Below are 23,833 nucleotides of genomic sequence, written 5' to 3' on the forward strand. Positions count from 1 at the left end.
CTGTCTGACAGTGCCGCGCCACCATTCACATGCGAATGATGAAAGGGAGGCGCGCAATGGCGGAACGCAAGGTGGCACGCTCGATGCTGGATTTGCCCACGCAGGACGAATTGCTGTCCATGTCGGGGCTGGAAACCATGCAAAAAATGGTCCGCGGTGAGCTTGCAGGCCCGCCGATCGCGCATCTGATGGGGTATCGTCTGACCGAGGTGGATGACGGCCGCGCCGTGTTCACCGGCATCCCAAATTTCGAGGTTACCAACCCTATGGGCACGGTCCATGGCGGTTGGTACGGTACGCTGCTGGACAGCTGCATGGCCTGCGCGGTGATGACAAAAGTACCCCGGGGCAGCGTCTATACCACGTTGGAATACAAGATAAATATCCTGCGCCCCATCCCCCTGAGCACCAAGATCGAGGCCGTAGGCGTTGCCCAGCACGTCGGCCGATCCACCGGGATCGCGAACGGAGAAATCCGCGGCACCGAGGATGGGCGGCTCTATGCCACCGGCTCGACCACCTGCATCGTCATGAAGCTGCGTTAACCCGTGGGCGCGGCGGTCAGACCGCCCGTCTGCTCGTGAACAGTTTCGTGCATCCGCTCGGACGGGTCGGCGCCGACCACGCGTTTGCTGCGGAACAAAAACAGTTTGCCCACTCCGCGCCATGTGCCCATGCGCGGCGCCTGCGCATCACAGGGGAACTGATCGCGCCAGCCCTCGGGCAATGGGAGCCCGCAGTCAGCCAGCCGCTCCAGCATCCAGACCAGCGGAATGTTCGACAGGGGCCGCGCGGCGGGGAACATCCCCACCTGCCCGCCCACATCTCCGTGGCTGCCATTGAACCAAACCTGTTCGACCTGACCCGGCGCGCAGTCCCGGCTGTCCCACATCACCGGGGCAAAGGCCTCGCGGTTTTCGTGCAGGGCCAGCGCCTGAAACCCGTGCTTGATCGAGCGGCCCAGCGCATGGTCATGGAACGAATGATGCGGTTCTGACCATTGCCACAGCACCGGCAGGCGCAGGCCCAGTGATTTCACCGTGTCCCAAACGCCGACGGCCTCGATCTCGACGTGGTCATGACAATAACGCTGACTGAACACCTGCGCGGCCTCGCTGCCGCGAGTGACCTGATAGTGGCGATAGGCCTGAGTGACCTGTCGTTCTGTGGCCTGCTCGGCCCGCAACAAGCCGACCCGGTCAATCACACCAGCCAGCGACCGCACCGCGAAGGCCCCGCGCGAATAGCCCAGCAGGATGATCTTGTCGCCGGGACGATACCGGCTGGCCAGATAGCCATAGGCGCGGCGGATTTGCCGGTTGATCCCGCGCCCCATCATCACGTCCAGGGTCTGGCGCCAATCCTCCCACTGAAGACCGGATTCGTAGTACAAAGACACCGGAGCCCCCACTTGCGAAAGCAATCGATAGCTTAGCCCCGCGTTGGTCTCGTACCCCGGTTTCAGGCTCGAGGCCGTGCCGTCCAGAATGATGACATGGGTCAGCGCCCCGCGCGTGTCGGGGCGGGGGGCCGGATGCCCCTCGCGCAGGCCGGGCCAGAACCGGCCCAGCAGGCGTTTACCCAGTTGTTTTAGCATCCTCCAGATACTCCCATACGCGCAGCGGTGTCAGGGGCATGTCCACGTGGCGCACCCCGCGATCCCACAGCGCATCCAGTACCGCGTTGGTCGTCGCGGCCATTGATCCGACGGTCCCAGCCTCGCCGCAGCCCTTCATCCCCATTGGATTCGCGGTCGACGGCACGGGTTCGGTATCGAACGCGATAAAGGGCAAATCAGCGGCCCGGGGCATTGCGTAGTCCATGAACGTGGCGGTCAACAGCTGACCATCCTCGTCATAGACCGTGTGCTCCATCAGCGCCTGTCCCGCCCCCTGAGCGACGCCGCCATGCACCTGCCCCTCGGCCAGCAAGGGATTGATAAGGTTCCCGAAATCATCCACCACGGTGTAGCGCACCAGATCGGTTTTTCCGGTTTCGGGATCCACCTCTACCTCGGCCACATGGGCGCCGTTGGGGAAAGAGCGCGCCGGCAGCGTGGCCCGCTGCTCGTGCACCAACAGATCCTCGCGCCCGTCCGAGCGCGCCATCAGGGCAACCTCCATCACCGTTGGCGTCATGTTCGATCCGGGCGCTCGGAAGGTTTCATCGTCAAAGCTCACTTCCTCGGGGGCGACACCCAGCTTGTCGGCCAGGTACGGCGTGAAGGCCTCGATCATGCTGGACACGGTGGCCAGCGTGGCATTGCTTTGCGTGGTCACCGAGCGTGACCCCCCCGTGCCCCCACCCTGTTTGATCCGGTCGCTGTCACCCTGCACAACCTTGATCAGGTCGGCCGGAATGCCCGTCTGATCGCTCAGGAACCTGGCATAGACCGTTTCATGGCCCTGCCCGTTCGATTGTGTTCCGACATACAGCGTCACCGTACCATCCGCGTTAAACTCGACCTTGGCGCCTTCGGAAGGATCGCCCAGAATACTTTCGATATAGTAACACAGGCCCAGCCCACGCAGTTTGCCCTTCGCTTCACTTTGCTGTTTACGCCCCGTGAAGCCGCTGCGATCTGCCAGATCGGCCACGCGGTCCAGCACGCGGGCAAAATCGCCCACGTCATAAGTTTCCCCCGTCGCGGCTTTGTAAGGGAACTGGTCGGGCCGAATGAAGTTGCGCTTGCGCAGCTCCCAGGGGTCCACGCCCAGTTGCCGCGCCGCCATGTCCATCAGCCTCTCAAGGACATAGATCGCCTCGGGGCGGCCCGCGCCGCGATAGGCATCGACGTAGATCGTGTTGGTATAGAACCCTTCGACATGCAGAAAGGTGTCCTGCACGTCATAGGTCCCCATCAACACGCGCGAGAAAAGCTGTGTCTGGATGATCTGCCCGAAATTCGAGTTATACGCGCCCAGGTTACAGGCCGTTTTCACCCGGTAGCCGATGATCTTGTTCGTGTCGTCAAAGGCCAGCGCAGCGGTGCTGACCAGATCCCGGCCATGGTGGTCGGACAGCATCGCTTCGGTCCGGTCAGACATCCAACGCACGGGGCGGCCCAACACCATCGCTGCATGTCCCAGCACGTAATATTCCGGATAAGCAGGGGTTTTCATGCCAAAGCCGCCGCCCACGTCGGGATGTGTCACGCGCAGTTTATCGGGGTCGATATTCAATACCCGCGCCAGCTGCGCCTTGGGCCCCCAGACCCCCTGCCCGTTAAAACTGATGTGCAGACGGTCGCCATCATAGTCGGCAAAACACCCCCGCGGCTCCATCGCGTTCACGATTACCCGGTTGTCGCCAATCTCCATCTCGACCACACGCGCCGCGCGGTCAAACGCGGCCTGCGTGGCGGCCTCGTCGCCCATGGACCAATCAAACGCCCGGTTATCTGGCACATCGTCATGCAAGGGCTCGCCGCCCTGCGCCATGTCCATTTTGGCGGGCAGTTCGTCGAAATCCAGCTCGATCAGTTCCGAAGCATCGCGAGCCTGATCCAGCGTATCGGCAAAGATCATCGCAATAGGCTCGCCCACAAAGCGCAGACGGTCCAGCGCCAGAATGGGCCGCGCGGGGCTGGCCGCATCGCTGCCGTCGCGGTTTTTCACCGTTATGCCCCAGACCGATTGCGTGATCCCCGCCGCCACCAGATCGGCACCGGTCAGAATCAAGTGCACGCCATCAGCCTCGCGCGCGTCCTGAACGTCCAGCGTGGTGATCCGCGCATGGGCCACCGGCGAGCGCAGCACAAAGCACCGCAGCGCGCCCTCGGGCGTCACATCATCCACATAGCGCCCATGTCCGGTCAGGAATCGCACATCCTCGACCCGCGTAATCGGCTGACTTTTCCCGAATTTCTCCATCGCTCGCCCTCTCTTGTCCCTCAGGGTCGAGAGTAGCCCCCACAGCCGCCCTGTCCAGAGCCAAGACCCTAAAGCGACGCAACGGTGATTGGATCTCCGACGCCATATCCGTTGAACCGCGTGGCTATGGCCAGCGAATAGGCTCCCATGCCGGAAAACAGCACATAGTCCCCCTCGGCCGTGTCCTCGGGGAAAGCGATGGGATCGGGCAGTTTGTCCAGGCTGTCACAGGTGGGACCGAACGCAATACGTTTCACGGGGTATCCACTGCGCGGAGTGCCGTCCGGCGCCATCACCTGCACACGGTCGTTGCCGCAGATGTCGCGCAATTCGGACAGCGCACCATAAATGCCATCATTCAGGAACACCGCCCCGTTGGGCCGCAGGGCCTTAATCCGCGTGGCCAGGGTAAAGGCTTCGGCCACCATTGCGCGGCCGGGCTCGCAGACCAGCGCAGGAGGCGTCGTGAAATGCTTTCGCACAGCCTGTTCGATCCGGGCAAACACGCGCTCCAGATCCGGTGCGGGCCCCTGCCAGTGCGAGGCAAACCCGCCACCGACGTTCAACCGCTCCAGCCGGACGCCTGCGCGCTGCGCGACCTCGGCTGCCACGCGGATATACGAAACCCAGGCCTCGGGGTCACGGCACTGCGTTCCGGGATGAAAGGTGATCGCAGGCCGGTGCCCGCGACGGGCGACCTCTTGCAACAGCGCGGTCGCGCCATCAGCGCCGACACCGAATTTCTCGCCGAAATCATAGGCAGCACCGGGAACAGGCAAGGCCAGGCGTACGCTGACCTCTATCGCACCCAGAGGGGCCAGTTTTTCAAGCTCGCTCTGACTGTCGACCGACGCCGAAACCACCCCATGGCGCCGCGCCGCCGCAACCTCTTCGGGGGTGCGCACCGGGTTATTGTAGTGCAAGGCCGCATCGGGGCTGATGGCACGCACCGCCTCCATTTCCGCCGGCGAGGCTACGTCAAACCCCTCGATCCCCGCTGCCACAAGATTAACCAGCACATCGGCACGGCTGTTGGCCTTGACCGCATAGGTCACCACGCCCCCGAACCCGTCCAGAAACCGCCGTGCCTGCGCCTGCAAGCTGGCCGGACTGAAATACATCACCGCATGGTCAGGACGATGCCGTCGCAAATGAGTCAGGGGATCGGGCCAAAGGGGATGTACGTGCATAAGAGGGGTCCTGTCGTTTACTGCGCCTCCTTCCATGGTGCGATGCGTTTTTGTCGATCTGGAGAGCATTTTCGACTATACTTAGTAAAACTTCAGTCATTTCGCCGAAAAAAACATGCCAAACGACCAAACAGACGCAAAACTCCTGACCCTTCTGGCCGAGAACGCCCGGATGCCCGTGGCAACCCTTGCCCGCCGTCTGGGCCTGGCCCGCACCACTGTCCAGGCCCGGCTGGAGAAACTGGAAACCAACGGAACCATCGCTGGCTATACCGTTCGTCTGGGCGCTTCCCAAACCCCGCAGCTGCGCGCCACCGTCCTGCTCAGCGTCGAGCCCCGCAGCAGCGCCGCAGTTCTGGCGCGCCTCAAACCCCTGCCACAGGTCCGTAAAGTCCACACAGCCAGCGGTCGCTTCGACCTGATCGCCAGCATCGCCGCCAAAACCACAGAAGAGCTGGACGCCGTCCTCGACCACATCGGCGAAGTCCCCGGCGTGCGCGCATCGGAAAGCCTCATCCACCTGTCCACCAAACTGGATCGCACCAGCTGAAACGCAGCGCCCACCCGAGAGGGCGGCCACAGGCCGACCTCGAGACATACAGCGCGTGCGTCAGCACGCCCCTTTTGGGACAAGCCGCTTTCCCTTCCCCGCCCAATTCGCTAGACGGGTCCGCAACGGAAAACCTGACGCGAGTGCTGGATCATGGCGATGGAAAAGACCTTCAACGCGGCCGAAGCTGAAAACCGCCTGTACGAGGCATGGGAAAAGGCTGGCTGCTTTACTGCGGGCGCGAATGCAAAGCGCGCTGAAACCTTCTGCATCATGATCCCTCCGCCCAACGTGACGGGCGCGTTGCACGTGGGCCACGCCTTCAACAACACCCTGCAGGATATTCTGGTGCGCTGGCACCGGATGCGCGGCTTTGACACCCTGTGGCAGCCCGGTCAGGACCACGCAGGCATCGCCACCCAGCTGCAGGTCGAAAAGATGCTGGCCGCACAAGGCAACGCAGGTCGGCGCGAGCTGGGCCGTGAAAAATTCCTGGACAAGGTCTGGGAGTGGAAGGGCCAATACGGCGACACGATCATCAATCAGCTGAAGCGTCTGGGCAGCAGCTGCGACTGGGACCGCAACGCCTTTACCATGTCCGGCGCCCCCGGCGCGCCTGCCTCTGACCAGAACGGCAACTTCCATGACGCCGTGATCAAGGTCTTTGTCGAGATGTACAACAAGGGCCTGATCTATCGCGGCAAGCGTCTGGTCAACTGGGACCCGCATTTTGAAACCGCCATTTCGGATCTGGAGGTCGAGAATATCGAGACCCCCGGCCATATGTGGCACTTCAAATACCCGCTGGCAGGCGGCCAGACCTATGAATACGTCGAAAAAGACGAAGACGGCAACGTCACCCTGCGCGAGACGCGCGATTATATCTCGATCGCCACTACTCGCCCTGAAACCATGTTGGGTGATGGCGCTGTGGCCGTGCACCCCTCGGACGAACGCTATGCGCCCATCGTGGGCAAGCTGTGCGAAATCCCCGTCGGCCCCAAAGAGCACCGTCGCCTGATCCCGATCATCACCGATGAATATCCCGACAAAGATTTCGGCTCGGGTGCGGTGAAAATCACCGGCGCGCATGATTTCAACGACTATCAGGTCGCCAAGCGCGGCGGCATCCCGATGTACCGCCTGATGGATACCCGCGGCCATATGCGTGCGGACGGGCCCGATTATGCGGAATCGGCGATGGAGGCTCAGAAGATCTCGGGCGGGGCTCCGTTCACCGAAATGCAGGTGGACGGTCTGAACCTGGTGCCGGACGAATTGCGCGGTCTGGACCGGTTCGAGGCGCGTAAGCTGGTGGTCGAACAGATCAATGCCGAAGGTCTGGCGGTCATGACCACCGAGACCCGCAAAGATGATGAAGGCAACGAGGTTGACGTGACCGTGCCTTACGTCGAAAACAAACCCATCATGCAGCCCTTCGGCGACCGTTCCAAGGTCGTGATCGAGCCGATGCTGACCGACCAGTGGTTCGTGGAAACCTCGAAAATCGTGGAACCCGCGCTGGAGGCCGTGCGCAGCGGCAAAACCAAGATCATCCCTGAATCGGGCGAGAAAACCTATTACCACTGGCTGGAAAACATCGAGCCCTGGTGCATCTCGCGCCAGCTGTGGTGGGGGCATCAGATCCCGGTTTGGTATGGGCCGAGACTTGATGCTCAGGGGAACCTCCTTCCCGGGCAGGAGATTTTCTGCGCAGCCTCGGAACGCGCTGCCGCCCGGAAAGCCGACGAACACTATGAAAAGGTGCTCGGTTACCGAGTGGATCAAATTAAGAAAGGGAACTGGTCTATGTCAGGTTACGATCTTGACATAGAAGACGAGAAAGTACCGTCAGGTGAAGCCACGCCACCATATTATGCTCGGCCTGAAGCTGGGTCACACGAACGCGGAAAGGTCGCAATGATCTTTCTAAACCGCGACCCCGATGTCCTCGACACCTGGTTCTCCTCGGGTCTGTGGCCCATCGGCACCTTGGGCTGGCCCGAACAGACGGACGAGCTGGAAAAATACTTCCCCACTGACGTTCTGATTACCGGGTTTGACATCCTGTTCTTCTGGGTCGCGCGCATGATGATGATGCAGCTGGCCGTCGTGGACGAAATCCCCTTCCACACCGTCTACTTGCACCAGCTGGTGCGGGACGAGAAGGGCAAGAAGATGTCGAAAACCACCGGCAATGTCATCGACCCGCTGGAGATCATCGACGAATACGGCGCGGATGCTCTGCGGTTCACAAATGCCTCGATGGCGGCGATTGGCGGCGTGCTGAAACTGTCCGAAGACCGGATCAAGGGCTATCGCAACTTCGGCACCAAGATCTGGAACGCCACCCGTTTCGCCGAGATGAACGGCGTCTACGAAAACGGCGCACCTTCGGCTGAAATCCCCACGGCGACTGCCACGGTGAACAAATGGATCATCGGCGAAACCGCCCGGACCCGCGAAGTGGTGGACGAGGCTCTGGCCGCCTACCGGTTCAACGACGCGGCCAGCGCCCTGTATGCGTTTGTCTGGGGTAAGGTCTGCGACTGGTACGTCGAATTCTCGAAACCGCTGCTGCTGGATGGCACCGACGCCGAAAAGGCCGAAACCAGCGCCGTGATGGGCTGGGTTCTGGATCAATGCCTGATCCTGCTGCACCCGATTATGCCCTTCATCACCGAAGAGCTGTGGAGCGTGACCGGCGAACGGCCCAAAATGCTGGTCCACGCCGATTGGCCCGAATACACCGGCGCCGATCTGATCGACGCAGGCGCGGATACGGAAATGAACTGGGTAATCTCGCTGATCGAAGAGGTCCGCTCGGCCCGCGCGCAAATGCACGTCCCCGCCGGTCTCTATGTGCCGATGCTGGTAACCGGTCTGGACGCGGCCGGCAAAGCGGCATGGGCCAATAACGAGGTGCTGATCAAACGCCTGGCCCGTATCGACAGCCTGACCGAGGCGCAGGACTTCCCCAAAGGCACCGCAACGATCCCCGTGGACGGCGGCACTTTCGGGATGCCCCTGGCTGACATCATCGACGTCGACGAAGAAAAAGCCCGCCTGACCAAGGGCTTGACGAAACTAGGCAAAGAACTGGGCGGCCTGCGCGGACGTCTGAAAAACCCCAAATTCGTCGAAAGCGCCCCCGAAGAGGTCGTGGTCGAAACCCGCGGCAACCTGGCGCTGAAAGAGGCCGAGGAAGAAAAGCTGAAACTGGCGCTGGCCCGTTTGGAAGAGCTGGGCTGATCAAAGATCAGCCTCGCCTGCGGCGGGCGGGGGGCCGGCCTTCGGCCGGCCAAACTCCGCTCCCGAAATGCGCCAGTCCACCTCTTCTTTGCTCGTCAAATACTCCGGGGTTGAATTGGCCAAAGGCCAAGAAGGGGCAGAGCCCCTCTCCCCCTTCCTCAGCCAAATTTTGGCGGGCGTTTTTGCATGTTGGCCATGATCACTTCGACCTGATCGGGCTTGCCCATCAGCAAAGACTGCTCGCGGCTTTCTTCGGCCAGCACGGCCGCAACGTCGGAAGTACCTTCAGCAAACGCAATCAGGCGCTTGGCGGCGCGCAAGCCCGAGGGGCTTTTGAGTGTCAGCCCCTCGGCCAGTTCCATCGCGGCGGCCAGCGGATCGTCGGACAACTCGGTCACCAGCCCCATCTCAAGTGCGGTCTCGGCCCCGATCTGTTCGGCGGTGTAGACAAGTTTGCGAAGCACATCCGAGCGCAGAAGCCGGGGCAGAATCGTCATGCCTCCCATGTCCGGAACGATGCCCCATTTCATCTCCATCACGGACAGGCGCGTTTCAGGATGCGCGATCCGGATATCAGCGCCCAACGCCAATTGCAGGCCGCCGCCAAAGGCCACCCCGTGCAGCGCCGCGATCACGGGCACGGGCACCTGCGTCCAGACCATGGCGACCTGTTGAAAGAGGTTACTGTCACCATGCGTGCGGGGGACCAGCAATTCGACCGGGTCGGCGCCGGCGAACTTGGTGAAACTCGACACGTCCAGTCCGGCGCAGAACCCGGGCCCCTCGCCAGACAAGACCACGGCGCGGATGTCGGTGTTGTCCAGCAAGCTTTCACCAGCAGAGACAATCGCCTCGATCATCTCGCTATCCAGCGCGTTCATCTTGTCGCCGCGTGTCAGGGTTACGCGGGCGATATGGTTTTCGATCTCGATTGATACGCGGTCCATGGTGTTTCCTCGTCTCTCCTCCGGGGTTTGGCCAGTATCGGGCAAAGCTGAGCGAAATCTACCGGAACGTTGGGGAAACAGCGCGTGCTTGCCTCAGCCGGGAGGATGCGCTTATCTGGCCGCATGACTGGACCCCGATACACCCCGCTATGTGCCTCGTTGCCTGCTACCGTTCCCTTCGTGGGGCCAGAAACGCAAGAGCGCCAGCGCGGCGCGCCTTTCCTGGCCCGCCTTGGTGCGAACGAGAATATCTTTGGCCCCAGCCCCCGCGCGATCGAGGCCATGGCAAAGGCCGCCGCAGACCAGTGGATGTATGGTGACCCTGAATCCTATGACCTGAAGCAGGCGCTGGCGGCCCATCATGGCATCGCGCCCGAAAACATCGTTGTGGGCGAAGGCATCGATGGGCTTTTGGGATATCTGGTGCGCCTTCTGGTGGCACCGGGGGATCCGGTCGTGACCTCGGCCGGGGCCTATCCGACGTTTAACTACCACGTGGCGGGCTTTGGCGGCCAGCTGCACACCGTGCCTTATGCTGGCGATCACGAGGACCCCATCGCGCTTTTTGCCAAGGCCGCCGAAGTGGACGCCAAGATCGTCTATCTGGCCAATCCCGACAACCCGATGGGCACCTGGCACAGCGGCGCAGACATCACCGCCGCGATGGAGCATCTGCCCGAAAGAACCCTGCTGATCCTGGACGAGGCTTACGTGGAATTCGCCCCCGAAGGCACCGCGGCCCAGGTCGATATCAACGATCCGCGTCTGATCAGAATGCGCACCTTTTCTAAGGCTTACGGGATGGCGGGTGCGCGTGTCGGCTATGCTCTGGGGGCCGAACCTCTGATTACCGCATTCAACAAAATCCGCAACCATTTCGGCATGAACCGGGCCGCGCAGATCGGTGCGCTGGCCGCGTTGCAGGATGCCGAGTACCTGGCGCAGACTGTTGAAAACGTTGCCGCCGCCCGCGCACGGATCGACCAGATCGCGCAGGCAAATGGCCTTAGCACGCTTCCCTCGGCCACCAACTTTGTCGCTATAGACTGCGGTCGGGACGGTGATTTTGCCCGGAAACTTCTGTCCGAGCTTGTCTCGCGCGGGTTGTTCGTCCGGATGCCATTCGTCGCCCCCCAAGACCGCTGCATCCGTGTCAGCGCTGGCCGCCCGCAGGATCTGGACCAGCTGGAGCTGCTGCTTCCGCAGGCGATTAAGGCCGTGCAGGCGGGATAATCACAGGATTTTCATTCTGCGTGCATGCCTTGGATGCTAATATAGCGCCATGCGAGAAGCTCCGAATTATACCAATGCCGCCCTGGTAATGGGGCTGGTGAACCTGATCTGGGTGCTTGGGCTGATCTGGGTCGCCTGGGGCCTGCCGGCGGTGCTGGTGACAGGCTTGGTGCTGAACCTTCTGATCAACAAGCTGGCCGAGCGGCGGCTAGGCTCTTAACCGCGCGCGCCGTTCGCCATGACGGCTGCAGCAGCCTCCAGCGCGCCGGTCCCGTGTGGGATGTCCAAGGCAATTAGACCGGCCTGGATACAGCCCAGCATTCCCATCACCATTTGCGCATTCACATGTCCCATGTGGCCAATGCGAAAGAACCCATCGCCGTTGGGATCACCGTCCTCGGACATGCCCAGACCGATGCCCAGCGTCATCCCGGCCTCGTTCTGAACCCATTCGCGCAGTTGCGTACCCAAGGGCGCGCCCAGCCGCAACGAGGTCACCGCGTGGCTGCGATGGGCCGGATCAGCGATGTTAAAGCTCATCGGGCCGCCCTGCCCCCAAGCATCCCCCGCAGCCCAGATCGCACGGGCCAGCGTGGCGTGTCGCAGCCAGATCTGCTCCATCCCTTCTTCGTGGATCATGTCCAGCGCAGTGCGCAAACCATATAGGTGATGGGTCGGCGGAGTGCCCCCAAAATACTGATAGAAAATCTCGGGGGCGGTGCGTGGGCGCCAATCCCAATAGCGGCTGACACGTTCCATTTTACCGCGCGCCTCTGCTGCCCGGTCACCGAAAAACACAAAGCCCAGCCCCGGCGGCACCATCAAGCCCTTCTGGCTGGCCGCGACCATCACATCCACGCCCCAAGCGTCCATTTCAAATATGTCGCAGCCCAGCGAGGCAATGCAGTCAGCCATCAGCAACGCTGGGTGGTGCAGATCGTCCAACACCGCCCGCAGCCCCGCGATATCATTGCGCAACCCCGAGGACGTATCCACATGGGTGGCCAGAACGGCCTTTATCTTGTGCCCCTGATCGGCGCGCAGGGCGTCCTCGATCCGGGTCAGCTCAAAGGGGGTCTGACGGCCAAAATCGATGATCTGCGGCTGGGCGCCCAGACCCACGGCCATATCCGCCCAGCCATGTCCGAACCGGCCCGTAGCGGGCACCAAAACCTGATCGCCGGGGGCGATGACGTTGGACAGCGCTGCCTCCCATGCGCCGTGGCCGTTCGAGATATAGATGGCCACCTCGTGCCGCGTCCGGGCGACGCGCTTCAGGTCCGCCACAAGACCGCCCATCATGTCCACCAGCTCGCCTTCATAGATATTGGGGGCTGTGCGGTGCATCGCACGCAGCACCGCCTCGGGCATGACCGAGGGGCCAGGAATGGCCAGATAATGCTGTCCGTTGGCAAGGCTCATGGGAACGACTCCGTAGTAGTGGCCGGACGAGCGTAATCCCTTGCACGGTCGCGTCAATTCCGCATTTCCACGGTGACGCAAGGACGCGGCGAAACGGCCAAGCTTGCGCCTGTGCGCGTGCTCACATAAAACTCGCCCTCAATTCGGTGCGCCCCGCGCATCCTTGATCCTCGCCGAAAGGGCCCCCATGGCCGAGACGCCGAATACCTCCTCCGGTTACCTGCTGCGCTGGTTGTGGCGCAACTATCTGCACAAGCATCTGTGGCTGCTGATTGCCGCGACCCTGTTCATGGCGACCGAGGGCGCGATGCTGGGCGCGCTGAGCTATATGATGAACCCGATGTTCGACCAGATATTCGTGGCCGGAGATCACGCCGCGATCTGGTGGGTCAGTTTTGCATTTTTCGGCATCTTCTTTGTGCGCGCAATCGCCACGATGGGGCAAAAGGGCCTGCTGGCGCTGATCTCTCAGAGGTCGGCGGCGGACATGCGGACCTCGCTTCTGGATCACCTGATGCGGCTGGACGGCAGTTTTCACCAAAGCCATCCGCCCGGTTTCCTGATCCAACGTGTCCAGAGCGACGTTGAAAGCGTGAACCAGGTCTGGAACGCGGTGATTACCGGGGCCGGGCGGGATTTCATCTCGCTTATCATCCTTATGGGTGTCGCCATTTCGGTGGACTGGCAATGGACGTTGGTGGCCTGTATCGCGACCCCGCTGATGGTCGCCCCTGCTGCGGTCATGCAGAAATTCGTCCGCCGCCGCGCCCGCGAGGCCCGCGATTCCGGCGCCAAGCTGTCCACCCGCCTGGACGAAGTGTTTCACGGCCTGATCCCGGTAAAGCTGAACAAGTTGGAAAGCTATCAGTCCGGCCGCTACCGCGCGCTGACCGACAAGCTGATCAAGGCCGAGGTCCGCGCCGTTCTTGGCGCCTCGTCCATGCCCGCGCTGATCGACGTGATGGCGGGGATCGGTTTCATGGGTGTGCTGGTCTTTGGAGGGCGCGAGATTATCGCCGGCGAGAAAACCATCGGTGAATTCATGTCGTTCTTCACCGCCATCGGCTTTGCCTTTCAACCGTTGCGCCGCCTGGGCTCGGTCACCGGGATCTGGCAGAACGCCGCCGCCGCGATCGAGCGGATCAAAGAGTTGCTGGACGAACAGCCTACGCTGGTTTCCCCCGCGCGGCCCCGTCCGGCTCCGAAGGGCGTGCCCGAGGTGCGGCTGGAAAACGTGCAGCTATCCTATGGCGACACCAAGGTTCTGCGCGGTACCACTCTGGTTGCCCCTGCAGGAAAGACTACGGCGCTGGTTGGTGCCTCGGGCGCTGGTAAATCCACCGTGTTCAACCTGCTGACCCGCCTTGTGGACCCGCAACAAGGCAAGGTTCTTGTCGGCGGCTCTGAGGCTAAGGACCTGGCCCTGCCCGATCTGCGCGGGCTGTTCTCGGTCGTGTCGCAGGATGCGGCGCTGTTTGATGAAACCCTGCGCGAAAACATTCTGCTGGGCCGCAAGGACGTACCGCTGGAGAAGCTGCAAAAGGTTCTGAAATCCGCCCATGTGCAGGATTTCTTGCCCAAGCTGGCCGAGGGTCTGGATACGCCGGTGGGTCCGCGCGGCTCGTCCCTGTCAGGGGGGCAGCGTCAGCGCGTCGCCATCGCCCGCGCGCTGCTGCGCGACACGCCCGTTTTGCTGCTGGACGAAGCCACAAGCGCGCTGGATGCGCAATCCGAACGGGTCGTGCAGGACGCGCTGGACAAGCTGGCCAAGGGGCGCACGACGCTGGTCATTGCCCACCGCCTGTCCACCGTGCGCAACGCCGACAAGATCATCGTGATGGACAAGGGCCGCGTGGTTGACGAAGGCACCCACGAAGAATTGCTGGCGCGCGGCGGCATCTACGCCGAGCTGCACGCCCTGCAATTCAAGACCGACGGACCGACCGCCGATAGTCTTGCGCAAGCCGCTCAGGATCAGCGCCGCACAGAAAGCGGCAAAGGGTCCAAAGGTTCCGACGGCCGCGACGAAACCAGCCTTCTGTCTCGTATCTCTCGGCGCTTGTTCGGGCGGTAACGGGCAGCGCCGCCATCTGGCCACGCAGGGCCCGCGCAAGGGCCACGTCCTCCATCAGGGGAATGTCGGGCACACCGCCCACGCTGTCCAACAGCGCACGCGGCAGCACCATCCCCTGATCGCCATAGGGCAGATCGAACCATTTCGACCGCAGGTTTGCCCAGCCTGCAACAGCGCGGGCGGAAATCCCCCCACTGGCAAAGCCCAGCCGGAAATACCCAGCCTGCCCGCCGGCCATATGAGAGATCACAGCGCCGGACCAACCGGGTTCAAGCACCGTATCGGCGTGCAGCAGCAGCACCCAGTCCCCATGCGCGGACGCAACCCCGCGCCGCAGCTGTCCCCCGCGCGAGGGGGGAGCCGTCACAACCACGGCCCCGACCTCGTCTGCGATTTTCAGCGTCTTGTCCGTCGATCCACCGTCCGAGATAACCAACTCGCGGATCAACCCGGCCTCCAGCCCCTCCATAAGGGCAGCCAGACAGGCTGGAAGCCCGTTTTCTGCATTCAAAGTCGGTATGACCACGCTAAGTGCCGCGCGCATCTTCGCATCCCCTGTTGTCCCCGCGCCCCAAGCCTATATTAAACTCTGGCGCAGGACGGGAGAATAAAATGACCAGAACGATCATTCGTATCACGGGGGCGGACACGCAGCATTTCTTGCAGGGGCTGGTGACGAACGACATCAGCCGTCTGTCGGAAGGGCCGGTTTATGCCGCTCTGCTGACACCTCAGGGCAAGTATATGGCCGATTTCTTCCTTGTTCCCGATGGCGAGGACGTACTGCTGGATATCGGCGCGGGGCTGGCGCCTTCGATCCTGCCGCGGCTGAACATGTACAAACTGCGCGCAGATGTGGCGCTGCAGGAAACCGATCTGGCGGTCAAACGCGGCACTGGCCCGGCGCCCGACGGCGCGGTGATCGACCCGCGCCACGACGCGATGGGATGGCGGCTGTATGGTGCCGAAGGAGGCGATGACAGCAGTGATTTCGATGCCATCCGCGTGGCCCACTGCATCCCCGAAACCGGGATCGAGCTAACCCCCGACACCTATATCCTTGAAGCCGGGTTCGAACGCCTGAACGGCGTTGACTTCCGCAAGGGATGCTATGTCGGACAAGAGGTCACGGCCCGAATGAAACACAAGACGGACCTACGCAAAGGCCTGACGGTGGTCGACATCGAAGGATCCGCCCCTGTCGGCACCCCCATCATGGCCGGTGAAAAAGAGGCCGGCACGCTCTTTACCCAATCGGGGGGGCGTGCCATCGCCTATTTGCGGTTTGACCGCGCCAAGGGGCCGCTGACAGCAGCCGGGCAAAAGGTCAGTTGGGGTGGCAATGAGTCGGAGTGACGCCCAACACGTCCATACATCACCCCTGACATCCGTTTGGATTTCGTTCTGCTTCTCAGAAATACAGTCTGCGTCTCTCGGCAAGCTGGTTTGACGACAGACAGCCCCATAAACGCAAAAAGCCGGGCTATGCCCGGCTCTCCGCTCGACCTCCTCCCAAGAGATCTGATCTTTGATCAGGCGCGTTCGGAATATTCCATGGTCTCGGTGTTGACCACGATATCTTCGTCCTGAGCTACAAACGGCGGCACCATCACGCGCACGCCGTTGTCCAGAACCGCGGGTTTGAACGAATTCGCGGCGGTTTGTCCTTTGACGACCGGCTCGGTCTCGACAATTTTGCAGGTCACTTTTTGCGGCAGGGTCATGTTCAGCGCCTCGGTGTCGTAGTATTCGATCACTACCGTCATGCCATCCTGCAAGAACGGGCGACGATCGCCCAGCAGATCGGCAGGCAGCTCAACCTGCTCGAAGGTTTCAGTGTCCATGAACACAAGCATTCCGTCACTTTCGTACAGGAATTGCTGGTCCTTTTGTTCCAGGCGCACACGCTCGACCTTGTCGGCGCTGCGGAAACGTTCGTTCAGTTTGGACCCGGTACGCAGGTTTTTCATTTCGACCTGTGCGAAGGCCCCACCCTTGCCAGGCTTCACGTGATCGACCTTAACCGCGACCCACAGGCCGTTGTCATGTTCCAGCACGTTACCGGGGCGAATTTCGTTACCGTTGATTTTGGGCATATTGGTAAAACCTTGCTCAAAGGTTGAATGGAATCTGAGCGATCCTATATCTTGTGTCGCCCCCCGGCGCAAGAAGACGAGATTTGGACCCAAACGGCGTCAAGTTATGCAAAATTTGCATGATAGCCATGCAAATACAGCCTATCCGAATCGCGCTCAATCCGTCATAAGGGGCGCCACGCCAAAAACGCAAGAGCAATAACAAAGGACGAAACATGAAAGATTTCGTTGACGGCACCGCCTTCAATAACGAGCAGGGCAACCGTGCACGTAAACTGTTTGCAGCCGTTGTGTTGGCTGCGCTTGATGACGCCATCGCCGATGACAAGAAATACGGCAATGGCCCCGAACAGATCGCCCGCTGGGCCCGTTCGCGCGATGGGCGCGAAGTGCTGTCCTGCGCCGGGATCGACCCCAACGAACGCGTTGTAGGTGGGCTGATGGAGTTTGTCTCGAAGGGTGTGCGCACCTCGGTCGCGCTGTCGCGCGAGGAAAGCGAACGCCGCAATGCAGCTCAACAGGCCGAGGCCGCCTAAGCCGCTTCTGCCGCTGCCTGATGAAAAACGCGCTTCCCTTTGGGGGGCGCGTTTTCTTTTGGGGTTTTCGCGCACGCGTGCACCGCTTAGATCAGGATCAGCAGATCAGGGGGACAAATGGCACGCGCGATCATGATCCAGGGGGCGGGCTCGAACGTGGGCAAGTCGATGTTCGTGGCCGGCCTGGCGCGGGCGCTGGTGAACCGCGGCCTGTCTGTCCGGCCCTTCAAGCCACAGAACATGTCCAACAACGCAGCCGTGACCAGTGATGGCGGAGAGATTGGCCGCGCCCAGGCCCTGCAGGCCCGCGCTGCGCGCGTCGCGCCTCATACAGACATGAACCCGGTGCTTCTAAAGCCAGAAACCGAAAGCGGTGCCCAAGTGATCGTGCAGGGCCAGCGTGTCGGTACGCAGCAAGCGCGCGATTTCGGGCAGAACAAGCCCAGCCTGATGCCCTATGTCCTGCAAAGCTTTCAGCACCTGTGCGAACAAACCGATATTGTGCTGGTCGAGGGCGCCGGCAGCCCGGCCGAGGTTAACCTGCGCAAGGGGGATATCGCCAACATGGGGTTCGCCCGCGCAGCAGGCGTGCCCGTGATCCTTCTGGGGGATATCGACCGGGGCGGCGTGATCGCGCAACTGATCGGCACCAAGACGGTGCTTGAGCCCGCCGACGCCGCGATGATCCGGGGCTTTGCGGTCAACAAGTTCCGCGGAGAGGTGCGCCTGTTCGACGACGGGTTGGAGTATATTCGGCAAGCCAGCGGCTGGCCCTCGATCGGCGTGCTGCCGTGGTTTCATGACGCCTGGAAACTACCGGCCGAGGATGTATTGGACATTGCCTCGGGCGGGGATGGGGAATTCAAGGTCGCGGTCCCGCACCTGCCGCGCATTGCCAATTTCGATGATCTTGACCCCTTGGCCGCCGAACCGAATGTGCGGGTGGACATCATCCCGCCCGGACGCCCCCTGCCCGGTGACGCGGACCTGATCTTGATCCCCGGCTCGAAATCCACCATCGCCGATCTGGACTTTTTCCGCGCCCAGGGTTGGGACATCGACCTGAGCGCGCATATCCGTCGCGGCGGGCATGTGCTGGGGATTTGCGGGGGCTATCAGATGCTGGGCCACAAGATTCACGACCCCGAGGGACTGGAAGGCGCCCCTGGCAGCGTGGACGGGCTGGGTCATCTGAACATCGAGACCACCATGCAACCGCGCAAGCATCTGGCCCTGACGCAGGCAAGCTATCTGGCGACGGGCGACAGGCTGGAGGGTTACGAGATTCATCTGGGTCAGACCTCGGGGCCCGATTGCGCCAATGCCTGGCTGTCAGTGCATGGCCAGCCCGCAGGGGCCGCCCATGGCCGCGTGCGCGGATGTTATCTGCACGGATTGTTCAGCGCCGACGGGTTCCGCCGTACTGTGCTGGCCGAGATGGGCGCAGCCGCTGGCATCGATTACGAAGACATGGTCGAACAGATACTGGACGCGCTGGCCCAGCATATGGAGCAACATCTGGACATTGATCAACTGATCGCGCTGGCGGAAAAGCCGAATTACTCCAGCTCTTGACTGGTCAGGGCGCGGTGAACCTCGCGCCGGACCAGATTGCGGACGTTGCGGGTGATCCGCTCGCCTAGTTTGCCCTGCAATTCCTGATGCACGATCTCGACAACAAGAGCGCGCAGGGCCTCTTCGTCGACCACGAAATCGTGTCCCTCGTAAGGTTCTTCAAAGGGCTCTTCCACCGGGAAATCATCGACTTCAGGGGCGTCCATGGTCGGCTCTTCGATCAGCGCGTCAGCGTCCTGAACCTCGGATTCCTCTTCAGGGGTGACAAGCTCGGCCTCTTCCACCTCCGCTTCCACGTCCTTGTCTTCGGGCGTGTGGAACTGATGGCGCAAGAAGGGCATCGGGGCGATCGGTTCGGCCTCGGGCTCTTCGACCAGTTCGGCCATCTGCGCCTCTTCGATTTCGGGTTCGGGATCGGACGCGGCTTCGGCTTCCAGGCTGGCCTCATCGTCCCACGTCAGGCTTTCGACCGTACCACCGGCGTTGTCGCTGCCCTCTTCGCCGTCTTGCTCCCACTGGCCGCCATTGTCCGAGATCACGGCTTCAAGCTCGGCGATCCGCGCTTCGAGGTTGCGCTTAGCGCTTTCGTTGCTGTCCAGATCGACCAGCTCGTGGCCTTCCAAAAGCTCAGGCTCGGGCAGTTCGGAAAGGGGCGCATCGTCAACCGCGGATGAAACATCCTCGGTAACATCGGCCGCATCAGCCGAGCGGATTTCCTCGGGGGTTTCCGAATCCATCACACGCAAGGCGGGGGTCAGCACCAGACGATCGGCCGCCGCAGGTTTGGGCGCCGCCGATGGCGGTTTGTCCTCGGTCACCAACCGACGGATAGAGGACAGGACATCCTCGATATCTGCATTCGTTACGGGGTCTGACATGCCAAATTCCACTCAACCTCAGGGGCCATAGTACCCCTGGGGGCGGTTTCGCTCAACCGATGGAGAAAAGTTTATTTTTTTCCGATGCCTTGCAGCACACGTTCCAACTGACGGCCCTGTTTGCTGAGCCCGGCCGGAGCGTTTTTCACCTGGTTGTAATAGGCAGATTCGTCATAGCGCTGCACCTTCAGATTCAGGTGTTGAGCGGTCAGAAGACCCATGTTTTCCAGCAATGAATAGGCGGCGACATACTCGCTGTTGCGGGCAGAAATAAGGTTGGATTGGGCGCTCAGCAGCTCTTGCTCGGCGTTCAGCACGTCCAGCGTGGTGCGAGCACCAAGGGTGGCCTCTTCGCGCACACCGCGGAAGGCAACCGTCGCCGCGCGGACCTGGCGATCATAGGCCTCGCGCGCGGCCCCTGCCACACGCAGCCCCGAAAAGGCCGTGCCGACTTCACGTTCAACGGTTTGCGTAGTCACCAGCAACTCCGCCCGTTTGGCGTCGCGATTCGCGATAGCCCGACGCAGCAGCGCCGACAGCTTACCACCCGAATAGATCGGCGCGGTGGCTTCCACCGACATCGAGAAGGAACGGTTATAGTTGGGGCTGTCGAAATTCTCGTTCAGGCTGACACCGCTCTTCAGCTTTACCGACGGCCCATGCGATGCACGGGCGATCTCGATCCCCAGTTCGGCGGCGGTGACCTCGTGCTGCAGCTTCTTGATATTGGGGTGGTTGCGCACGGCAATCGCCTTGGCTTCGGCGATGGTTTTGGCCGTTGCGGGCACCAATGGCGGAGGCGTCAGGCTCCCCGGTTTGCGCCCGACCGCGCTTTTGAAATACAGCTGTGCGTTGACCAGATCGCCCTGCGCCTGCGCCAACTGACTGCGCGCCGAGGCCAGGCGCGCTTCGGCCTGGGCGACATCGGTGCGGGTCACTTCGCCGACATCGAAACGATCCTTGGCGGCGCGCAGCTCTTCTGAAATCACGCGGACATTGTTTTCCCGCAAGGCCACGGTTTCCGAGGCGCTGCGCACACTCATATAGGCATCAACGGCCTGCAGAAGGATGCTCTGCTCGACCCCGACCAGAGCCGCACGAGTGGCCAGAACGGCCTCTTTCTTGGCCTCGACGCTCATCCTGGTGCTGCCATTGTCCCACAAAAGCTGCTCAAGCCCGATCAGGCTGGTGACAGAGACATTCTGGTTGGTCGTGGTGCTGGGCAAGGGCGTGTCTCGCAGCCCCGAGCGCACCGGCGCATATTGAACCGTACCAGTCCACCCAATGACAGGGCGCAGGTCAGCCAAGGCTACTGCCACATCCTCATCAGCGGCACGCAGAACGGCCCGATACTGGTTCAGCAGGCCCGAATTATTGTAGGCCGAGGCCAGCGCATCCGCCAGGCTTTCAGCCGAGGCCGCCACCGGGGCCGAAACTGCCATCATCAGGGCGATACCGCCCGTTGCTACCCGTTTCCGAAGTCCCATGAATCCCATGTGTCGCTCCTGCTTTGGCCAAAAGGCCGCTACCCCAAAACGAAAAAACCGCGCCGCTTTGATCGGGCGCGGTCTGAAACCTGACGTTTACAGCGTGAAGGCCCGATGCCGTTCAAACCCCGGCAGCACCGGCGCCGCCGCATTGAAGGAGAACCGCCAATGCATATCGCCGTCGATCTTATAACCAATACGGACGGTCCCCAATTCTCCGTCGGCGAAAATCGCCGCGATGCGCCCACCTTCCTTGAGTTGGGCCAAAATACCCTCGGGCATATGTTCGGCCGCACCTTGCAGAATGATCACGTCATAGGGGCCGTGCTCTGCGGCGCCCTCGGACAGGGTGCCGGTGTGCAGGATCACGTTATCCGCGCCCGCGCCCGACAGGGCAGATTGCGCATCAGCGGCCAACGCCTCGTCTTCTTCCACCGCGATCACTGCAGCGGCCATCCGCGCGATCACCGCCGAGGAATAGCCCAGCCCACAACCCAGATCCATCACCAGGTCATCTGCCTGAACATCCAAAGCGTCCAGCATCTTGGCTAGCGTCCGCGCCTCAAGCACGACCCGGGCGCCGCCCAGGCTGATGTTATCCCCTACATATGCGGCCTCGACCTTATCGGCAGGAACGAAATCCTCGCGCGGGACGGACAGAAGGGCATCAATGATCGGAAACTTGGTCACATCCGAGGGACGGACCTGCGTATCCACCATCATAGTGCGGCGATCTACATTGTTGGTCATGTGCTAAACTCGTTCGTTCAGATTCTTAACAGCAGTATTGTCACATTCCTTGACGGGCAGCAACGGCAATGAGCCGGAATGAAAACGTCAAATCGCCGCTGCTTCGCCCCTTGCAGAGCGTTTCAGTTTCCTATAATCCGCCTCTACCACTTCTGGCGGCGAGTTGGCGGAGTGGTGACGCAGCGGATTGCAAATCCGTGTACACCGGTTCGATTCCGGTACTCGCCTCCAAACAAAATCCATGACTTAGACGAATTTCAAGAAATGCCAGTTGGCGCGACTAAACGTTCTGTTTTTTGTTTCGCTCTCATGTTCTGCGCTTGAACCGCCCTGATCTTCTGTCTGACCTCTTTGTGTAGAGCAAGATCTACGCCGGGCTTTGCCCTGTGACAGCAGCGATTAAGTCATCCTTCCACCCAGCCTTCAACAACTCGCAGGCCGCGCTCTAGCGCCAACTATGGATGTTATAGTGCAGTGCCCCGAGGGTTTAGTCGGAACTGCGGTATCCGCGGCCGTCGAGCAAACTGGCGATTGCCACTACCGACACATGTCGGTAATTAACTGCCATGCGTAAACGACTCAGCCGAAAAGACCGACGATCTGCCATTCTCGATCAAGCGCGGGCGCTTTTTGCCCAGCGCGGCTTCTCAGACACCGAGATGGAGGACATCCGCCTTGCCTGCGGCATTTCCAGGGGTGGACTGTATCACCACTTTGCGAACAAACGTGCCGTGCTGGATGCATTGGTCGAGGCCGAAGTGGCGCAGTTGGTCGCGATCCTTGAGGACACGGGCGCCTCTCCGATCCCGACGCTGCTGCGGGCCATGTCCAGCCATTTGGGAAGCAGCCAGGGCGTCATTTCAGGCCTGAAAACAAGGCCTGAACGGTTGGACTATCTGTCCAGCCTAGAGTTGGCCTTGCCGGAACTGCTAATCTATCCGCTTGGCGAACGGCTCGGGGGATATGTGCGCCCAGACGTCGACCCAACCCACCTGGCCGAGCTTTTCCTGACGATCAATACCCATATCAACCGTCGCGAAATTCTTGGAGAATGGACCTCGGGTCAGGCTGCGGGGTTTGCGGCGACGGCCCTTCAGGCGTTGGCGCCGTTTCTGAGTGACCCAAGCGAACTTGACCCGATCATTGCATCGCTCAAAGAGGCAAGCTCACGATGATTCCGTTCCAGTTTCTGTTGTTGACCTTCGCAATCTCGCTGGCGGGCTTTGCGTGCATTGTTGCCTTTCCCGCTGCACGCTCGCCGGAAAGTATGACCGGGCTGCCATTTTGGCTCGTTATGGTGTGGGGGCCCTCGCTGGCCGCGAGCATCCTTAGCTTTCAAAGCGGGAACCTTCCGGAGCTTCTTGGTCGGGCCATTAAGCTTTCGTCGGTTCCACTTGCTGCCTGGGCGTTGGTGATCGCGCCATTGCTGCTGCTTTTGCTGATGCGAACGCTCGCGCAAGACGAAACCACGCCGATAAGCCTTGGCATGGTCGCGATCTTGGTTGGCTTCAACCTGATCCTTGGCCCCCTTGGCGAAGAGCTTGGCTGGCGCGGCGTCCTGCAGGAACATCTGAACCAGCGGATCGGTTGGCTTGAAGCCTCGTTGCTGACCGGAGCGATTTGGCTGTTTTGGCACCTGCCGCTTTGGACAATCGACTCGCCACACGCCCAAATCGCGTTGCCGCTTTTCGCGATCCACGTGATGCTTTACGCGGTGATTATCGGGGCCGTTTACACGATTTCCGGCGGCTCTGTCCTTCCGGCGATCCTGCTACATCTGACTTTCAACGTCGCTGCGAACCTTGCCATATTTGCAGGTTTTCGCGATCCAAACGCGTGGTTCAGCGCAAGTCTTTTGCCTTATCTTATCCTGGCGCTCATTGCGATTGGCATCGTGTATGCACGGACCGGACAATCCGGGCTGCGCTGGCTGCAACTGTAACCACAAGGGGCGGATTCCCGCCGCGCTGA

20 protein-coding genes, 1 tRNA gene and 1 pseudogene are annotated in these 23,833 nt (G+C 61.4%); 12 read left to right on the forward strand and 10 right to left on the reverse strand.

Annotation, left to right across the window (positions count from 1 at the left end; translation table 11 throughout):
* The first annotated feature begins 56 nt into the window (after window positions 1–56).
* Complete coding sequence (locus ACOQOQ_RS00625) at window positions 57–545, forward strand: PaaI family thioesterase (RefSeq protein ID WP_420568234.1); 489 nt, start codon at window positions 57–59, stop codon at window positions 543–545.
* Here ACOQOQ_RS00625 and ACOQOQ_RS00630 read toward each other — a convergent pair.
* The 3 genes from ACOQOQ_RS00630 to ACOQOQ_RS00640 form a co-directional block, all read right to left on the reverse strand.
* The gene (locus ACOQOQ_RS00630) at window positions 542–1,597 is read right to left on the reverse strand and encodes a DUF2235 domain-containing protein (protein ID WP_420568235.1); all 1,056 of its coding nucleotides are present in this window, start codon (window positions 1,595–1,597) and stop codon (window positions 542–544) included. The genes ACOQOQ_RS00625 and ACOQOQ_RS00630 overlap by 4 nt on opposite strands.
* Complete coding sequence (locus tag ACOQOQ_RS00635; protein WP_420568236.1) at window positions 1,578–3,872, reverse strand: xanthine dehydrogenase family protein molybdopterin-binding subunit; 2,295 nt, start codon at window positions 3,870–3,872, stop codon at window positions 1,578–1,580. Before ACOQOQ_RS00635 ends, ACOQOQ_RS00630 begins: the two co-directional genes overlap by 20 nt.
* Window positions 3,873–3,940: 68 nt before the next feature.
* A complete protein-coding gene (locus ACOQOQ_RS00640) occupies window positions 3,941–5,062 on the reverse strand; it encodes a type III PLP-dependent enzyme (RefSeq protein ID WP_420568237.1) in 1,122 nt (373 codons plus the stop codon).
* A gap of 115 nt (window positions 5,063–5,177) precedes the next feature.
* Between ACOQOQ_RS00640 and ACOQOQ_RS00645 the strand changes: the two genes are divergently transcribed.
* On the forward strand, window positions 5,178–5,612 hold the full coding sequence (locus ACOQOQ_RS00645; RefSeq protein ID WP_420568238.1) for an Lrp/AsnC family transcriptional regulator: 435 nt from the start codon (window positions 5,178–5,180) through the stop codon (window positions 5,610–5,612).
* A gap of 153 nt (window positions 5,613–5,765) precedes the next feature.
* Window positions 5,766–8,864: a valine--tRNA ligase gene (locus ACOQOQ_RS00650; RefSeq protein ID WP_420568239.1), complete on the forward strand. Its 3,099-nt coding sequence runs from the start codon at window positions 5,766–5,768 to the stop codon at window positions 8,862–8,864.
* 158 nt (window positions 8,865–9,022) lie between these two features.
* Here ACOQOQ_RS00650 and ACOQOQ_RS00655 read toward each other — a convergent pair whose 3' ends face one another.
* Entirely contained in the window at window positions 9,023–9,811 is a 789-nt protein-coding gene (locus ACOQOQ_RS00655; RefSeq protein WP_420568240.1) for a crotonase/enoyl-CoA hydratase family protein, read from the reverse strand.
* Window positions 9,812–9,934: 123 nt separating this feature from the next.
* Between ACOQOQ_RS00655 and ACOQOQ_RS00660 the strand changes: the two genes are divergently transcribed.
* Together ACOQOQ_RS00660 and ACOQOQ_RS00665 are read left to right on the forward strand one after the other, a co-directional pair.
* On the forward strand, window positions 9,935–11,044 hold the full coding sequence (locus ACOQOQ_RS00660; protein WP_420568241.1) for a pyridoxal phosphate-dependent aminotransferase: 1,110 nt from the start codon (window positions 9,935–9,937) through the stop codon (window positions 11,042–11,044).
* A gap of 49 nt (window positions 11,045–11,093) precedes the next feature.
* Entirely contained in the window at window positions 11,094–11,264 is a 171-nt protein-coding gene (locus ACOQOQ_RS00665) for a hypothetical protein (protein ID WP_420568242.1), read from the forward strand.
* Here the strand turns inward: ACOQOQ_RS00665 and ACOQOQ_RS00670 are convergent.
* A complete protein-coding gene (locus ACOQOQ_RS00670; protein WP_420568243.1) occupies window positions 11,261–12,466 on the reverse strand; it encodes a pyridoxal-phosphate-dependent aminotransferase family protein in 1,206 nt (401 codons plus the stop codon). The two genes, ACOQOQ_RS00665 and ACOQOQ_RS00670, sit on opposite strands and share 4 nt — an antisense overlap.
* A gap of 187 nt (window positions 12,467–12,653) precedes the next feature.
* Here ACOQOQ_RS00670 and ACOQOQ_RS00675 point away from each other — a divergent pair, with 187 nt between their 5' ends.
* On the forward strand, window positions 12,654–14,540 hold the full coding sequence (locus ACOQOQ_RS00675) for an ABC transporter ATP-binding protein (protein ID WP_420568244.1): 1,887 nt from the start codon (window positions 12,654–12,656) through the stop codon (window positions 14,538–14,540).
* On the opposite strand, the pseudogene ACOQOQ_RS00680 reads toward ACOQOQ_RS00675, so the two are convergent.
* Window positions 14,476–15,084: pseudogene (locus ACOQOQ_RS00680) on the reverse strand (glycosyltransferase); the annotation flags it as partial. The gene ACOQOQ_RS00675 and the pseudogene ACOQOQ_RS00680 sit on opposite strands and share 65 nt — an antisense overlap.
* 68 nt (window positions 15,085–15,152) lie before the next feature.
* Here ACOQOQ_RS00680 and ACOQOQ_RS00685 point away from each other — a divergent pair.
* A complete protein-coding gene (locus ACOQOQ_RS00685) occupies window positions 15,153–15,896 on the forward strand; it encodes a YgfZ/GcvT domain-containing protein (protein ID WP_420568245.1) in 744 nt (247 codons plus the stop codon).
* A 176-nt stretch (window positions 15,897–16,072) separates the two neighbouring features.
* On the opposite strand, the gene efp is transcribed toward ACOQOQ_RS00685, so the two are convergent.
* Complete coding sequence (gene efp / locus ACOQOQ_RS00690) at window positions 16,073–16,636, reverse strand: elongation factor P (protein ID WP_420568246.1); 564 nt, start codon at window positions 16,634–16,636, stop codon at window positions 16,073–16,075.
* A gap of 215 nt (window positions 16,637–16,851) precedes the next feature.
* Between efp and ACOQOQ_RS00695 the strand changes: the two genes are divergently transcribed.
* Both ACOQOQ_RS00695 and ACOQOQ_RS00700 read left to right on the forward strand, forming a co-directional pair.
* The gene (locus tag ACOQOQ_RS00695; RefSeq protein WP_420568247.1) at window positions 16,852–17,172 is read left to right on the forward strand and encodes a DUF6280 family protein; all 321 of its coding nucleotides are present in this window, start codon (window positions 16,852–16,854) and stop codon (window positions 17,170–17,172) included.
* A gap of 117 nt (window positions 17,173–17,289) precedes the next feature.
* Window positions 17,290–18,747, forward strand: a complete 1,458-nt coding sequence (locus ACOQOQ_RS00700; protein WP_420568248.1) for a cobyric acid synthase — start codon at window positions 17,290–17,292, stop codon at window positions 18,745–18,747.
* Here the strand turns inward: ACOQOQ_RS00700 and ACOQOQ_RS00705 are convergent.
* The 3 genes from ACOQOQ_RS00705 to ACOQOQ_RS00715 form a co-directional block, all read right to left on the reverse strand.
* Window positions 18,732–19,625, reverse strand: coding sequence for a hypothetical protein (locus ACOQOQ_RS00705; protein WP_420568249.1), 894 nt, complete (start codon window positions 19,623–19,625; stop codon window positions 18,732–18,734). The genes ACOQOQ_RS00700 and ACOQOQ_RS00705 overlap by 16 nt on opposite strands.
* 71 nt (window positions 19,626–19,696) lie before the next feature.
* The gene (locus ACOQOQ_RS00710; protein ID WP_420568250.1) at window positions 19,697–21,121 is read right to left on the reverse strand and encodes a TolC family outer membrane protein; all 1,425 of its coding nucleotides are present in this window, start codon (window positions 21,119–21,121) and stop codon (window positions 19,697–19,699) included.
* An 87-nt stretch (window positions 21,122–21,208) separates the two neighbouring features.
* On the reverse strand, window positions 21,209–21,862 hold the full coding sequence (locus ACOQOQ_RS00715; protein ID WP_420568251.1) for a protein-L-isoaspartate O-methyltransferase family protein: 654 nt from the start codon (window positions 21,860–21,862) through the stop codon (window positions 21,209–21,211).
* 157 nt (window positions 21,863–22,019) lie between these two features.
* On the opposite strand from ACOQOQ_RS00715, the gene ACOQOQ_RS00720 reads away from it, so the two are divergent.
* From ACOQOQ_RS00720 to ACOQOQ_RS00730, 3 genes are all read left to right on the forward strand, one after another.
* Window positions 22,020–22,093: transfer RNA gene (locus ACOQOQ_RS00720), tRNA-Cys, on the forward strand.
* Window positions 22,094–22,428: 335 nt separating this feature from the next.
* Window positions 22,429–23,037 (forward strand): TetR/AcrR family transcriptional regulator, encoded by a 609-nt coding sequence (locus ACOQOQ_RS00725; protein ID WP_420568252.1) that lies wholly within the window; start codon window positions 22,429–22,431, stop codon window positions 23,035–23,037.
* Window positions 23,034–23,804, forward strand: a complete 771-nt coding sequence (locus ACOQOQ_RS00730; protein WP_420568253.1) for a CPBP family intramembrane glutamic endopeptidase — start codon at window positions 23,034–23,036, stop codon at window positions 23,802–23,804. The genes ACOQOQ_RS00725 and ACOQOQ_RS00730 overlap by 4 nt, the downstream gene beginning before the upstream one ends.
* The last annotated feature ends 29 nt before the right edge of the window (window positions 23,805–23,833 follow it).

Source organism: Thalassovita sp. (genome assembly GCF_965218685.1).
Taxonomy (GTDB): domain Bacteria; phylum Pseudomonadota; class Alphaproteobacteria; order Rhodobacterales; family Rhodobacteraceae; genus Thalassobius.